The sequence below is a fragment of the Amycolatopsis dendrobii genome (assembly GCF_014145675.1).
Classification (GTDB): domain Bacteria; phylum Actinomycetota; class Actinomycetes; order Mycobacteriales; family Pseudonocardiaceae; genus Amycolatopsis; species Amycolatopsis dendrobii.
Genome location: NZ_JACGZW010000006.1, coordinates 313129 through 326911, shown reverse-complemented (window position 1 = coordinate 326911; position 13783 = coordinate 313129). Strand labels below are relative to the sequence as shown.

At 68.5% G+C, this 13783-nt stretch carries 11 protein-coding genes; 7 read left to right on the top strand and 4 right to left on the bottom strand.

Features of this window, described 5'->3' with window-relative positions:
* Positions 1-150 precede the first annotated feature (150 nt).
* Positions 151-654, bottom strand: coding sequence for a DUF2993 domain-containing protein (locus H4281_RS19600; RefSeq protein ID WP_312872142.1), 504 nt, complete (start codon positions 652-654; stop codon positions 151-153).
* Between the two features lie 1040 nt (positions 655-1694).
* Between H4281_RS19600 and H4281_RS19595 the strand changes: the two genes are divergently transcribed.
* Genes H4281_RS19595 through H4281_RS19585 form a run of 3 tightly spaced genes read left to right on the top strand, consistent with a single transcriptional unit; the run spans position 1695 to position 3679 of the window.
* Complete coding sequence (locus H4281_RS19595; RefSeq protein ID WP_182892375.1) at positions 1695-2318, top strand: pentapeptide repeat-containing protein; 624 nt, start codon at positions 1695-1697, stop codon at positions 2316-2318.
* 48 nt (positions 2319-2366) lie between these two features.
* Positions 2367-2966, top strand: coding sequence for a sulfite oxidase-like oxidoreductase (locus tag H4281_RS19590; protein ID WP_182892374.1), 600 nt, complete (start codon positions 2367-2369; stop codon positions 2964-2966).
* Entirely contained in the window at positions 2936-3679 is a 744-nt protein-coding gene (locus H4281_RS19585; RefSeq protein WP_182892373.1) for a ferredoxin reductase, read from the top strand. Before H4281_RS19590 ends, H4281_RS19585 begins: the two co-directional genes overlap by 31 nt.
* A gap of 13 nt (positions 3680-3692) precedes the next feature.
* Here the strand turns inward: H4281_RS19585 and H4281_RS19580 are convergent, their stop codons facing one another.
* Together H4281_RS19580 and H4281_RS19575 are read right to left on the bottom strand one after the other, a co-directional pair.
* The gene (locus H4281_RS19580) at positions 3693-6365 is read right to left on the bottom strand and encodes a helix-turn-helix transcriptional regulator (protein ID WP_182892372.1); all 2673 of its coding nucleotides are present in this window, start codon (positions 6363-6365) and stop codon (positions 3693-3695) included.
* Positions 6362-7504, bottom strand: a complete 1143-nt coding sequence (locus H4281_RS19575; RefSeq protein ID WP_182892371.1) for an Hsp70 family protein — start codon at positions 7502-7504, stop codon at positions 6362-6364. The genes H4281_RS19580 and H4281_RS19575 overlap by 4 nt, the downstream gene beginning before the upstream one ends.
* Before the next feature lie 304 nt (positions 7505-7808).
* Between H4281_RS19575 and H4281_RS19570 the strand changes: the two genes are divergently transcribed.
* The 4 genes from H4281_RS19570 to H4281_RS45215 all read left to right on the top strand — a co-directional run bounded on the left by H4281_RS19570 (position 7809) and on the right by H4281_RS45215 (position 13078).
* Positions 7809-9155, top strand: coding sequence for an IniB N-terminal domain-containing protein (locus H4281_RS19570; RefSeq protein ID WP_220507464.1), 1347 nt, complete (start codon positions 7809-7811; stop codon positions 9153-9155).
* A gap of 97 nt (positions 9156-9252) precedes the next feature.
* The gene (locus H4281_RS19565; RefSeq protein ID WP_182892369.1) at positions 9253-11025 is read left to right on the top strand and encodes a dynamin family protein; all 1773 of its coding nucleotides are present in this window, start codon (positions 9253-9255) and stop codon (positions 11023-11025) included.
* A gap of 542 nt (positions 11026-11567) precedes the next feature.
* Positions 11568-12767 (top strand): GTPase, encoded by a 1200-nt coding sequence (locus tag H4281_RS19560; protein ID WP_182892368.1) that lies wholly within the window; start codon positions 11568-11570, stop codon positions 12765-12767.
* Positions 12768-12970: 203 nt separating this feature from the next.
* Positions 12971-13078, top strand: a complete 108-nt coding sequence (locus tag H4281_RS45215; RefSeq protein WP_220507463.1) for a capsid/nuclear shuttle family protein — start codon at positions 12971-12973, stop codon at positions 13076-13078.
* A 233-nt stretch (positions 13079-13311) separates the two neighbouring features.
* On the opposite strand, the gene H4281_RS19555 is transcribed toward H4281_RS45215, so the two are convergent.
* Positions 13312-13698, bottom strand: a complete 387-nt coding sequence (locus H4281_RS19555) for a pyridoxamine 5'-phosphate oxidase family protein (protein ID WP_182892367.1) — start codon at positions 13696-13698, stop codon at positions 13312-13314.
* Positions 13699-13783 lie beyond the last annotated feature (85 nt).

Sequence of the window (13783 nt, the reverse complement as noted above, 5' to 3'; positions counted from 1 at the left end):
CTGTTTTCGAGTTTCCCTTGTGCCCCAACGGTTTTCGATTTTTCCCTGATCGGGTGATGATTGCGAACGCGTGTTCGAGCACTCTGGAACACGGCAGTGCCGCGTCCATTGCTCGGGCCCAGAAGGGGTCCGGTGGGCGCCGCCGCCGGTTCAGGGGAGGGACCGTGATCCGAATCCGGGAAGTGTCAGTGTCATTGCCGCTGTCGTCAGCCAGGTCAGCAAGTCCGGCAGCGGAATCCGGGCGAGCCGTCCAGGCCATTCGTCGGCTGCGATCGTCAGCGCGAGCTCGTCTTCAGCAGGCCGGATTCCGTTCAGGCGCAAGCCTTTCGGCAGATCCGGGAGGGGAAGCACGATCGGCCGGATCCGCTTCGGCGGACGCCTCGTCCATCGTCCGAGGCGGAGTGCGGTCGGGGTCAGCACTATCGCGTCGTCTTCGATGCCCGCGACGAGAGTCAAGCATCCCCAGTGCGGATGCTTCCGCCAGCGCACCCGGAACCCTTCCGGATGCGGCGTCGCGATCAGGTCCGGACGTGCCGCCGCGACCCGATCCCGCACCACGGTCCCGCTCACTTCTATCTCGAGTTCGACAGATCCGGGAATCGCCGCTGGCGAAGGCAATCCTCGAAGCCGCACGTCTTTGGCGAGCACGGTCACGCGTCGCAACGGAATGCGTTCTACGTCTGGCTGCGCAGGCGATCCGACACTCGGCGGAGTTGCCGGGCCAGCTTCGCGACCGGTGGACGCCCTTCCGGACCCGCGTCGAGAAGTCGGTCGTTCTGATTCGTGCGGTCCGGCCTTCGTTGCGTCAGATCCCGAGATGGGGTTCGATGCTGCGGCACCAGGTGTGGCTTCCGCGCTTCGGCGATTGCCTTGCGCCTGAACGGAAGCCGACGATGCCGTGTTCTCTCGTGGACCGGATGGGCGTGCGTCAATTCGGTCGTCGGCGGACTGCGCGATCCGACCAGCCGCAAGCCCGGCCGCGTCCGGCGGGCCGTCTGTCTTGTTTGTTTCGCCGGCGGGGGACCGAGTGCCCGTCGCAGCAGGCATGCCGAGCGCGTCCGCGGTGGTCGGGTCCGTCGTTTCGCCACGCGCGTTCGACGCTGCTCCGGCCGCTGCGGTTCGAGACGAGCGGGCAGTGCGGGCCAGGCTGCCAGCGCCGTGCTCAACGGGGGCCGCCGAACTGTCCGGAACGGGCCAGTCGACGTCTTCCGCGACAATGCGAACGTCTCCGACTCGACCAGTGGCCAGCCGAAGCGAGTCCGCCGGATAGTCGAGTTCGGTGAGCGTCAGGCCGACTTCGTGGCCTTGCACCGTGGTCGTAAGGCGACGGCCCACTAGTTGCTCGGTGACGGTCCGGGCGAGCGCGGCCGGGGTCGCGGGCACTGCGGGCAGCAGTGCCCGGCCCGCGGCGGCCAGGCCCGACAGTTCGGGCCAGGGCATCCAGGCATCGAACCATCGGCCTTCGCTCATCAGGCCATCGTATGGCTGTCCTGAGGAGACCGCTCCTCGCTGTGGCACGGGCCGCGTAACGGACAGGAAGGGGTCGATCACCCGAGCCGCCCGAGCAGCCATCGGCCCGGCAGATGCTGCGGTCTCGGTGATCCTGCTCGCCACCAGCCGGAACTCCGAAGCACCGAGCCGCTTGAGGTCGCGTCCGGCACCCGATCGGCAGGGCGGCGAACTAGGCTCGACGAATGTCTGAACACGACCACGAACCGTCCGACATCGAGACGGTCGAAGACCGCGTCTACCGGCGCGAAGACTGGTACGCGGAGGAGTTCACCGCACGTCAGTTCGTGCGCTGTGAGTTCCACCAGGTCGATCTCACCGAAGCAGTCACGCGCGGTGTCTCCTTCCTGGACTGTGTGTTCGGAAACGTCCAGTTCAACGCTTCCCGGCACACCGACTCTGCGTTCACCGGCTGCGTGTTCAAAGGGTGTAACCTGTTCGATGCCGAGTTCACCGGATGCAAGCTGGTCGGCAGTCGATTCCAAGACTGCGACCTGCGGCCGTTGCGCGTGACCGGCGGAGACTGGTCTTTCGTCGGCTTGAACGGTGCTGACCTGCGTGGAGTCACGTTCCAACAGGTGCGGATGCGCGAAGCGGACCTCACCAAGGCGAAGTGTTCGGGAGCAGTGCTCACCGACGTGGATCTGTCTGGCGCAGAACTGCAGGACATCGACCTCGTGCGCGCCGAACTCCGGGGAAGCGATCTGTCATCCCTTGACCTGACTCGGGCGTTGCTGACCGGCGCGATCGTGTCCCCGGAACAGGCGGCGGTACTCGTCACGTCGCTCGGGCTGCAGGTACGCGGGTAGTCTCGCGTCTGGGGAACCGAACCGTCGGGTATGTCCGGAGGGAGCGCGATGGGAGTCGTCACACCAGGCTTCACCGGACGCGCCCGCGGTGCCAACCCGCGGCTGCCGCCGGGGCAGTATCTCGCCGAAGACTTCCCGGTTCTCTCGGCCGGGCCCACCCCTCGAGTGAGCACCGAGCGGTGGGAGTTCGCGGTAGTGACCGAGCGCGGCGAACGTCGCTCATGGTCGTGGCCGGAACTGATGGCGCTGCCGAGCGAGAAGATCACGGTCGACATCCATTGCGTCACCCAATGGTCCAAACTGGACACTCATTGGCGCGGCGTCCCAGTGGAAGCGCTCGTCGGAGATCTCGATACCGCCGCTGATTACGTTATGGCGCACTCCTATGGCGGCTACACCACAAACCTGCCGCTCGCGGATCTCCTCGGCGGACAAGCCTGGATCGCCTACGAATACGGCGGCAAGCCACTCACTCCGGAACACGGAGGCCCGGCTCGGCTGTTGGTGCCGCATCTGTACCTCTGGAAGTCCGCGAAGTGGGTGCGCGAGCTGCGACTCGCAACGAAGGACGATCCGGGCTTCTGGGAAGCGGCCGGCTATCACGACTACGGAGATCCATGGCGAGAACAGCGGTATCAGGGCGACTAGCGTGGCGCGTCGCCCGGCTCGCCGAGATCCGGCAGGAGACACCGACGGCGCGCACCCTGGTCTTCGACATCCCAGGGTGGCCCGGTCATCTCGCGGGACAGCACGTTGACGTTCGCCTTACCGCAGCTGACGGCTATACGGCACAACGCAGTTACTCGCTCGCTGCACCGGCAAACGGAGACCGGATCGAACTAACCGTGCAACGGGTAGCCGACGGTGAAGTGTCCGAACACCTCACCGGCCCTTACGCGATCGGTGACCCGGTCGAAATTCGCGGCCCGATCGGCGGCTGGTTCGTGTGGCGTCCCGCCGACTCGGCACCGGTGCTGCTCGTCGCCGGTGGTGCGGGCATCGTCCCGCTGATGTCGATGGTCCGGGCTCGTCGCAAAGCTGGCAGCAAAGCCTTGTTCCGGCTGGTCTATTCGCTGCGCACCCCGGCGGAGCTGTACTACGCCGAGGAACTCCGCCGACCCTATGCAGGCTTGGACATCACTTACGTCTACACGCGGGAGCTCCCGGAAGGGCGATCCGGCATTCCGCGGCGCATCGACGTCGCGACATTGAACACCGCTGCGTGGCCCGCTGACTTCGGTGCGACCACGTACATTTGCGGGCCGACCGGGTTCGTAGAGACCGCCGCGGACATCATGCTCGCGCTGGGACATTCGCCGCAGTCGATTCGGACCGAGCGTTTCGGCCCCAGCCGGGACTGAGGCCGTCCACGATTCAGTGCACGGTCGGGTTGGCGAGGAGTTCGCGCAGGGTCGCGAGCAGTTCGCGACGGTCTGAGGCACCGAGCTTGCCGCGAATGCGGGCCATGTGGTGTTCGACAGTCTTGCCGGAAATGAAGAGTTTGCTACCGGCTTGTTTGTAAGTCAGGCCGTCGACTACCAGACGGGCGACCTCAAGCTCGCGTTCGCTGAGTGCGCTCAAGCCGGTCGCCACGCCTGGTGCCGGAGCGGCGGACTCAAGACGTCCGGTCGTGCCCTGGAACTGCCGAGCCGCTTCGAGCAGTTGGACCATCGCCTTGCGGTCAGAGGTGCGGATCGCGGCTTGGCCGGCCAGCCGGGCCGCGTCCCAGCACAGGTCCAGTTCATGAAGTTCCGCGGCGGCTGCGGAGATTTCTCCTGGATCGAACGTGCCGCTGAGCACCGCAAGCCAGCACCCAGCGGCGCGGGCGAGCGCGGCTGGGTAGCGGCCGCAGTCGGCGAAGCGGTTCAGTGCGGCCAGTTGCTGTTCCGCGGTGGTGCGGTCTTCTGTGGTGATCGCGGCGTGCAATTCATGCCAGCACAGCGAGACCGTCCACAAAGGAGGATTACCGAGGCGGTCGAGCATCGCGTGCGCGCGTTCTAACCGACGGGAAAGCTTGGCGTGTGCACCAGTCCGAGCGGCTGCGATTGCCAGTTCTCCCAACGGCAGCAACGTGAACAAGTCCACTTGCTGACGCATGGACGCCTGATACGCCCGCTCCCACGACTGTTGCAATCCGACCAGGTCGCTCGCTCGCCGGGCGAGGCCGAGTTCCAGCGTCGCGAAGAACAATTCGTCGCGAGCCTCAAGTTTGGTGCCAGCGACGGCGTCGCGGTGTTCCGTCGCGGCGGCGAGATGGCCGCCGGTCATCGCGACCCAGCCGAGTAGCAGCCGGTGCCGGGTGGCGAGCAAATCGCCGCCGACGTTGCTGGCTAGTGCTCGTTCAAGCACCGACTCTGCGAGCGCCAGTTCGCCTGAGTGCAGGCCCGCGAGCGCGGCGAGTGCCGCGGGGCTGTCCGGAAGCGGTGCGCCGCCAACTGCCGGTTCGAGCATCGCTGCGGCACCTACGAGCGTCGGCAACGCCTCCGTTCCGCAACCTAACACCGATTCCACGATCCCGCTTGCTGTTCGTGCAGCGGCACCGGTGAACAACGTCGGCGCGGCACCCGGCATCGGGACGTTGGCGACAGCTTGACCGTCGGTCGCCTGGCCGGTTCCGACGAGTGCGATCGTGGCGAACGCGTCCACCGCACCGGGGCCTGCCCAGCGATAGCTTTCGCCATTCGGTTGGGACGGCGTAGGGAACGAGGTATTGCTGTTGGGGGCGTAAGCGGTCGGTGTCGCGGAAGCGGGGTCGGCGGCAGCGTCTGCGCGGTGGGGGAGCGCGAAGGCTTGGGAATCTGTCGAGTTGGCTGATGGCCGCTGGGTTGCCGCTTGGTGGATCGTCGCCGCGTCGGCCGGACTTTCGTTGTCTGGCCGGGTGGAGTCATGGCCGCCGGAGTTGGCTGCCGGAGCGGTCGCGTGGTGGCGAGACCAGCTGTCCGTGGCTGCGGCCCAGCGGTACAGCTCCGCAGTTCGGGCCAGTTCGCCGCGGTGGGCGAGGACTGTCGCGGCGATCTCGGCACCGGCGGCTCGTGCTTCGGGGTCTTCGCCGGACAGCATGCCGTCGCCTAGGCGGAGGGCAGTGTCCAGATCTCCGGACAGTGCGGCGGCGCGGGCCCAGCCCGTAGTGGTCGCGGCGTCGCGGGCCCCAGCGTCGGCTGCGGCTTCGAAGAGCCGTGCGGCGTGCTTTGGGTCGGTGGGGAGTGCTTCGCTCGCGGCCGTTGCGAATGCGGTTGCTGCGGAGGCACCGGAACTGCCGGCGTCGAGCAGAGACGTCGCGAGGTCAAGTACGGGCAGGCCCCGAGTCAGCTGTGCTTCCACCAGTTGCTGCAACACCGCTAGACGTCGAGCGGGTGGTCCGTAAGCGCGTACTGCTTCGGCGGCGGCAGGCAAGAGAATGTCTTCGGCGTCGAGGAGGCCGGTCGCGCGGGCGCCGTCGACGACTTCGGACAGTTCGTCTGGTGTGCGCTCCAGCAACGAACACAGCAGGTCGAGGTTGCGGGCCGCGCCGGCTTCGGCGGCGATGAGGTAGCGGAGGACGTCGTCGTCGAGCGCTGCCAGTTCGGCGCGGAAGTCAGCGAGACGGGCGGTTACTACCCGCTCCACGAGACGGGGGACACCACCGGTGCTGGCGTGCAGGGCGGGGGCGTCCGCTGTGCGGCCGGTGAGTTGTTTCGCGAGCTTCCCGACTTCGTCGACAGTCAACGGCGGCAGCAGCAGCGTTTCACCGAGAGACCGCAACGCTTGCGCGCGGGGGTTCGGACGGTGTGCCACGACGAGCGGTCCCTCTTTGGCGGCCGCGAGCATGGTGAGCCTGGTCAAGTCTTCGTCGTCGAGCTGGTCTGCGTCGTCGACGACCGTGGCCTCGACACCTGCTTCGCGGTAGCTGCGATCGAGCGCGCCCAACAAGGCGGTCTTGCCGTAGCCGCCGGGTGCGACGACCACGAGCCGGACTGGGGCCGCGGGGGCGTCGGCGAGTTGTTCGAGGAGGCGGCGGGCTGCGGGGTGGACGGCGTCGTTGCCGGTTTTCGCCAGCAGTGCGTTCAACAGTGACCTTCACCGGAGGGAGCTGCGGCTGGGTGGGCGCACGAGCTCAGGACAGGGGGACGGGGAGAAACGGGTTCCTTGTCGGCGGTCGCTTCGTGGGACGTGAGGACCGCGATCAGGATCGAGGAGCTGATCGCCAGCACTGCCGCCGCGGCGGCGAGCGGTCGCCATCGACGCAACAGTTTGGCAGCCCCCTCGGGCTCCGGCAGCGTGAATGGCGTGATCTCCACCGGCGGCCGCTCGGGTCTTTCCGGAAGTTCGGGTTCGCGGTCGACTCGCGGCAGCAGGGTGGTTTCGGGAGCAGGGGCTTCCCGTCGCGCGAGAGGCCTCGTCCGTTGGCTGGCGAGGATCCCGGCGCCGATGGCAGCCGTATCCGCAGGTTGCGGGCCGGTGAAGAACGGACAGGGCAGACGTCCAGGGCGAGTGCCCGGGCCGGGTTCGCCGCAGAACACCAGGCCGGCCAGCGACTCGGGGGCGACGTTGGCCGCCTGCGCGAGACCGAACGCGGTCTTGACCGCGGCACCCGGCGCGACGCCCTCGGTGCTGTTCCGGGCGATCCAACCGCTGGCTCCTGAGGCGGTTGCCAAGGTGACGGTGACGCCGTCCGGGCCGAACTCGCACACCGCCGCTGTCCGGTCGCCCGCACCGGGCTCCGGGAGATGGGCGTAGAGCGCGGCGACCGCGCTGGGAACGAGCGTGACAGCGGCGAAACCGGACTCTGCAAGCGACTGGCGCAGGAGTTCGCGTCGGTAACCGCCCCAGTCACCGGGGTGGGTGACGACGAGTTGGCGCGGCGGTCCGCCGGTCTGGCCGGCCGCGACGTCGGCGATGCCCTCGATGAAGACGGTGGTCAGGGACTCCGGGGTGAACGGTTCGCTGCCGATGAAGACCGGCACGTCGTCGCCGATGCGGCGGTGGAAACCGGTGATCAGGCGGGAAGGAATGGCGGCACCGGCTTGCGTGGCCGCGTCGCCGGTGAGCAGGTAACCCTCGTCGTCGAGGAAGAGCGCGGTCGCGGTCGCCGGCGACGTCTCGCCCAGCCACAACGGCTCGGGATCCTCCCACCGGTCACCTTGCCTGCGACGGAGCGCGGCGTGGGTCCGGGCAGCGCCGAGGTCGATGCCGAGCACGTAGGGCACCGCCGCTTCCTCCCTTCGTCGCAGTCAGGGTTCGGCCAAGGGGCGTAACTCACTGAACGGATACGCATCCTCACCCGTTCGGGTCAGACGGGCAAGAGTGGGGTGGGATTTAACCCAACCGGGTTCAGCGTGTCCGATCCCCTAACTCCCTAACGATCTCATATCGACCCCCTAACGGCTGAGCGAGGCGCGACTGGGTGTAAACCCCGATGTGAGCGGGGGTGCCCCGTCCCTACCTTGGGCGCCACGCCCGGCCGGGGAGGGCCGGGCATTCCCCGTAATCACTACAAGTGGAGATCCCCCCATGGATTCGGTGCAGACTCTGCACGACTTCACGCTCACCTTGCTCCAAGACCCGTCCGCGCTCGCCGCTTTCGGCCAGGACCCGCAGGCCGCGCTGGCCGCCGCTGGGCTGGGCGACATCAGCGCCGCCGACGTGAACGAGGTCGCGCCGCTGGTACTCGACTACGTGCCGGTGGACCACCTGGCCTCGCTCGGACATCTGCCCCAGGCGGGCGACCTGACCACTGAGCTCGGCGAGGGCCCGCAGGGCGCGATCGAGCAGCTGCAGGCACTCACCGCTTCGCTCGGCGTCTCGGCTGGCGGCGCCGCGGCGTCCGCGGGTACGCCGGGCCTCGGCGAACTGCCGGCGGTGCCGGGTGTGGGCGAGCTGCCCGGTCTCGGCGAGCTGCCGGGCGCGGGCGCGCTGCCTGCTGTCGGCGACCTCCCCGGTCTTGGCGAGCTGCCCGTCGTGAGCGACGTGGCCGGCGCTTCGGCGCTGCCCGCCGCCGGTGAGCTTCCGGGCCTTGGCGAGCTTCCGGCAGTGCCGGGCCTCGGCGAACTCCCGGGCGTCGGCCAGCTGCCGGGTCTCGGCGAGCTGCCGGGTGCCGGTGCTCTTCCGGGCGTCGGTGCGCTTCCTGGTGTCGGTGCGCTTCCTGGTGTCGGCGACGTCGCCAGCGCGGTTCCGGCCGTTCCGGCGCTGCCGGTGGCCGGCGAGCTGCCGTCGGTTCCGGCTGTGCCGGGCGTCCCGGCCGTTCCGGGGCTGCCCGCGGCACCGGGTCTGGGCGACGTGCAGAACGCTGCCGCGTCCGTCACCGCGCTGGTGCAGAACCCGACCAGTGCACTCGCCCTGGGCAACGACCTGGCCAGCGGCCTGGACTCCAGCGCGGTCGCGCAGGCGAGCGGGCAGGCGGCCACCGCGGCTGACGGCGCCATCTCGCAGGTGCAGCACGTCGGCGGCGAGCTCGCGGCGGCTTCCCCGGTGAACGTCAGCGATCTGCCGGTCGCGAACTCCGCCGCGCAGGTCGCCGACCACGCGACCGAGGCGGGCGGCGGGATCGCCGGGCACGTCAGCGACGCTGTCGGGACCGTCACCGAGAACGTCGGCAGCCTGAGCAACACGCTCAGCGCCGACGGGCTGAACCACGCGGTGAACGGTGTGACCCAGCAGGCGCACTCGCTCATCTCGCACGGCGAGTCCGAGCGTTCCGACGCCGCGACCGAGACGCACACCGGGACCGACGCGGGCGTCGGCATGGTGCACGACACCGTCTCGACGGTCTCCGACCTCGGGCACCAGGGCCTCGGCCTTGACCTGCACGCCGGTGCGGAGACCTCGCACGGCGGCGGTGAGCTGCACCTTTCCCTCTGAGCAAGGGTAATTCGGGGGTGGCTCCGCGGTCTGGGTGCGACCGCGGAGCCACCACCCGGTTCGGATACTCCCCGTACACGGGGGACACTGGTTCGCCGTGACGGCTCCAGCTTGGCTCGAAGTGCTCGCCGAGACCTCGGATGCCTGCCGGACGCACGGCCGCGAAGACCTGGCGCAACGCCTTCGCCGGCGTCAGGACCGGCCGCCGGGGGGCACGCGGGTCGCTGTGCTCGGATTTCCCAAGCAAGGCAAGGGCTACCTGGTCAACGCGGTGCTCAACGCGCCGGTCTGCCCGGTCGGCGACGCGGCGACCCCCGCGGTGCCGATCGAAGTCGGGTACGCGGCCGAACCCGGCGCGACGCTCGTCGGACGCGCCGACGAACGCGTCCCGGTCGAGATCGAGAAGCTGACCGGCGAGGTGGGCGCCCGGCCGGCCGGGTCGCTGCGGAAGGTCGAGGTCGGGGTTCCGCGCGATCTGCTGTCCGCGGGCTTGGTGCTCATCGACACCCCGGCGATCGGCGATCCGAGGTCGCCGCGCACAGCTGCCGCTCTTGACGTTCTCGCGGACGCCGACGCGGTCATTCTTGTCTCAGACGCAGCCGCTCCGCTGGATCAGGCCGAGCTGGCGTTGGCCCATCACATCCGGACGTGGTGTCCGCACGTGGTCATCGCGCTGACCAAGATCGACGTCAGCGCCGGATGGCGGACGGTCGCCGAACAGAACCGGACCGCGCTGTCCGCTGCGGGGATCGATTCGCCGGTGCTGCCGGTGTCGGCGACGGTTCGTTTCGCGGCGGCCAAGGGCGGCGATCAGGACCTCAACGTGCGGTCTGGGTTCCCGGAGCTGCTTTCCTGGATCGCGACGCAGGTTTCGCGACCGGCGGAGAGCACGGCCGCGTTGCTCGCGGCGGTGAGTGTGCGCGCAGCGGCGGCCGAACTGGTCGAGACGTTGCGGGCGCGCGCCGAGGCAGCGGGGCAGGAAGCAGGCGTTGACCAGACGACGTTGCTGCAACGTTCGCAACGTCGCGCCGACGAGCTGCGCCGACGCAACAGCCGCTGGCAGAACTTGCTGGCGGACGAAATCGCCGACCTGCAGTCCGACGCCGAATACGACCTGCGCGAACGTACTCGAAAGATCGTCGAGACCATCGACGAGACCTTCGACCGCGGGGACCCGGTGAAGGTGTGGGACGAGTTCGGGCCGTGGCTGGACAGCACGCTCGCGGAAGCGGTCGAGACGACCTACACGTTCGCGGCCGAACGCGCGGAGTGGATCGCACAAGCGGTGGCGGTGAGCTTCGGCGCGCAATACGACCTGCCGGAACTGGCCTTGACCGACTCCGGCGCGGACCGGATCGCCGAGGTGCGGCAGCCGCGGATCGAGCGGTTCAAGATCGGGCAGAAGGCGTTCACCGGCCTGCGCGGTTCGTACGGCGGCGTGCTGATGTTCGGCCTGGTGACCGGGCTCGCGGGGCTGCCGTTGATCAACCCGGTGTCGATCGGCGCCGGCGTCGCGTTCGCCGCGAAGACGATCAGCGACGAGGGCGGCATGCGGCTGCAACGTCGGCAGGCGGTGGCCAAGATGACCGCGCAGCGGCACGTCGACGACGTGTTCCTGCGGTTCAGCAAGGAATGCCGCGACGCGATCCGCCACGTGCAGCGACGGTTGCGGGACCATTTCACCGAGCTTGCCGACAGTCTCGCCGACGAGCTGACACGAGAACGCGAGATGATCATCGCCGGTTCGGCCGAACGGGAACGGCGCAGCGCGGCGCTGCGGCGCGAGATCGACCGGCTCGCGGGCTTGCACAAGCGGGCCGGGGAGTTGGGGATGCTGGCTAATCGGGCGCCCAAGGAGTTGCCTGCGTGACCTCCGCGCCGTGGGCTTGGTTCTGGCGGGCGTTCGCGGCTAGCGGGAGCAGTGGTGGTGGCCGACCAGCTGCGGAGGAGTTGTCTGCGTGGCTTCGACTTGGCGGGCCGCGCATGGTGCGCTTTTGGCGGTGCTGGCGGCTTTCCGCGGGCTGATGGTGCTGGTCGGAGGAGACACGGTTTCTGAGCGCTGGCGGCCTCATCCTTAGCCCTGCGCGGACTTCCGCATTGTGGGAGTGAGTTGGTCTTTGGCGCGGTTGAGGCGTTTGCTGCAATAGGGCTGGAGCAAGTCGGGTGTGGGTGCGATCGGTTAGTGACGGCATGCTCCGGCTGGGTTGCATCGCTCCAATCGCGGGAGATGCGGCTGCTTGGCGGAAGGTTCAGTCGTCGGGAAAGCGCCGTTCTTGGGCGGTTGAGGGTGTTTCGGGAGATAACGGCTGGGCTGGTGAAGGTGGGCTTGGGCCTCGGTGAGCGGGACGTTGCCGGGTAGTCGAGGATGTTCGGGGCTGTGCCGGGTGAGTCGAGCGAGGAGTGGTGTCGCGCGTGGTTGAGGACGTTCGGGCGCTTCTGGTGGATGCTTGTGCGTACTACCGCGACAGTCCGAGGGCTTCGGCGTTGCTGGGGGAAGCGCTAGATCATCTCGACGAGCCGCTTCGGGTGAGCATCGGAGGGGCTGCGGGGACGGGGAAGTCCACGTTGGCTGCGGCGTTGGGGGATTGGCCGACGCGGGCGTTGCGCGATCTGGAGTTTCTCGATGCGCCGCCTCCGTCGACGCTCACTGACGCATCCGTACGGCTGCTACGCCACCTTGAGCCCGAACAGTTGGCGACGCTGCGCCCGACAACGCCTTCAGCGTTCGCGCGGCAGACGGCCGTTGACACGATCCTTGTGCTTGCGCGCGCGGACGAAACCGGCGCAGGGCGGATCGACGCACTGCTTACTGCGAAGCAGATTGCGCGGCGCGCGTGGCGCGAAGACCCGCTGTGTAGTGGGTTTCAAGGCGTGATCGCTGTGGCGGCGCAGCTTGCGTACGGCGCGCGCGCGTTCACTGACGACGAGTTCGAGCTTCTCGCGGCCTTCGCGGCCGTGCCTCGTGAGGAGTTGGAGCGGTATCTGCTCTCAGTGGATTCATTTACTGATCCGGCGTTTCCGGGGCCGGTGGCGGTCGAGACGCGACGGTCGTTGGTGGTGCGCTTCGGGCTGTTCGGGGTGAAGCTTGCACTGACGTTGATCCGTACCGGCTGTGATGACCGGGTGAAGCTGTCGACGGAACTGGTGCGGCGCAGCGGTCTTGGCGAGCTACGCGACACTATCGCGGGTTGTTTCGCAGCGCGTGCGGACGCGTTGCGTGCGCGGACTGCGTTGATTCGGCTGGAGACTGTGTTGAACGCGGAGCCCCGACCGCACAGTGATCGGCTTGCGGCGCGGGTTGAGCGGTTTTCGGCTAGCGCACATGACTTCCGCGAGTTGTGGCTGATCGCCGACATTCGTGGCGGGCGTACGGCTTTGGCGGGGGAGTCGGCGGAAGAAGCTGTGCGGTTGCTGGGCGCGGAGGGGACGGCGTCCGAGGAGAGGCTGGGGCTTGAGGCGGGTACGGATCCGCGCGAGATGTACGAGGCCGGTCTTGACGCGGTGATGCGGTGGCGGCATGAGGCGGAGCGGCCGGACCGGGCGTTGGCGGAGCGGGCTGCGGCGCAGGTTGTGGTGCGCAGTGCGGAAGGGTTGCTGGCGCAGTTCGTGTGACTGGGGCAGTCGTCCGGGGCGATCGCCCAGGACGGTTGGCTGAGACGGTTGACGGGGCGCTTGACCGACGTTGCCGACCAGCGTGGCTGAGCGGGGCGGTTGACTGAGATGACTGGCGGGGGCAACTAGCCGGGTTTGGCGACCAGGGCGACCGCCCGGGACGACTGACCGAGGCGACTGACCGAGGTGACTGACCGGGATGTATGACTGGGACGGTTGCCTGGGGCGACTGGCTCGGCGTGGATGACTGGGGCAGTCTCCTGCGGCAGCCGACCGGGTCGATGCCTGGGACGTTCGACCTAGGCGATTGACCGGGGCGACTGACCCGGGCGGACAACCAGGACGGTCGACCTGAACGACTGACTCAAACCCACCGGCTGACCGGCTGGGGGCCACAGGTCGGGGCGACTAACTAGGGTGCCTGACCAGAGTGATCAGGCCGGGCGACCGGCCAGGGCGACCGGCCAGGGCGACTGATCAGGGCGACCGGCCGGGGCGGTTGACCAGGGCGACCGACCGGGGCGATCGCCTGGAGCTCGGAATCTCAGGCGTTGCCCAGCACGCGTCCGATGGTGAGCTCCAGGACCACTCGCTGCGGGTTTTCCCGCGGCGTCCGGTACCGCTGGGCGTAGCGTTCTTCGGCGTCGCGGACGGAAGCAGCGTCGTCGAGGAGGCGGATTCGGCCTTCCAGCGTGGACCAGGTCCGGCCCTCGAACTGGCACACCGCGGCGGCCAAGCCCGAGTCGCCGGCGGCGCGGATGAGGCGGGCCTTGTACGAGGTCCCGGAGGCGATCACGCGGGCGATGCCTTGTTCGAAGTCGACCGTCACGCCGACCGCTACTACGTGCGGTGTTCCGTTGGGGCGCACTGTCGTGAGCGACGCGAGCCGCCGTTCGGTCCAGAACTGGCGGAAGCTCTCGTCGAGGGTCATGTCCGCACGCTAGACGAGACAGAATTTCAACTGCTTGTTGACCTCTTTAACAACCAGTTGTAGCGTCCCGCGGAACCAACGACGT

Bases quoted from the DNA above. Each gene is read 5' to 3' on its own strand.
- H4281_RS19595 (WP_182892375.1), top strand. From the start codon at position 1,695: ATGTCTGAACACGACCACGAACCGTCCGACATCGAGACGGTCGAAGAC.
- H4281_RS19590 (WP_182892374.1), top strand. From the start codon at position 2,367: ATGGGAGTCGTCACACCAGGCTTCACCGGACGCGCCCGCGGTGCCAAC.
- H4281_RS19585 (WP_182892373.1), top strand. From the start codon at position 2,936: ATGGCGAGAACAGCGGTATCAGGGCGACTAGCGTGGCGCGTCGCCCGG.
- H4281_RS19570 (WP_220507464.1), top strand. From the start codon at position 7,809: ATGGATTCGGTGCAGACTCTGCACGACTTCACGCTCACCTTGCTCCAA.
- H4281_RS45215 (WP_220507463.1), top strand. From the start codon at position 12,971: ATGACTGGGACGGTTGCCTGGGGCGACTGGCTCGGCGTGGATGACTGG.
- H4281_RS19555 (WP_182892367.1), bottom strand. From the start codon at position 13,698: ATGACCCTCGACGAGAGCTTCCGCCAGTTCTGGACCGAACGGCGGCTC.